Annotated in this window: 1 protein-coding gene; it reads right to left on the bottom strand. The window is 65.1% G+C overall.

The features are described 5' to 3' along the window. Positions 1 to 263, bottom strand: a 263-nt coding sequence (locus FQ668_RS27490) for a CBS domain-containing protein (RefSeq protein ID WP_218570899.1), incomplete at its 3' end; no start/stop codon positions are given. Positions 264 to 272: the final 9 nt, after the last annotated feature.

Below are 272 nucleotides of genomic sequence, written 5' to 3' on the forward strand. Positions count from 1 at the left end.
GGCTTGTCCAGCGCTTCCATGCCGCCGAACTTGTGCGCGTCTTCGGTGGACTCTTCGATCAGCGCATCGAGGATGTCATCGACGGTGACGATGCCGAGCATGTGCTGCTGCGCGTCCACCACCGGAATGGCCAGCAGATCGTGGCGGCGGATCAGCCGCGCCACGTCTTCCTGGTCCATCTGCGCATCCACCATCACCGGCGGATTGACCTGGGCCACGTCCAGGATCGATTCCTCCGGCAGCCCGGTGATCAGCCGGCGCATGGTCACCGG

Source organism: Pseudomonas sp. Kh14, from assembly GCF_900291005.1.
GTDB classification, from domain to species: Bacteria; Pseudomonadota; Gammaproteobacteria; order Pseudomonadales; family Pseudomonadaceae; genus Aquipseudomonas; species Aquipseudomonas alloputida.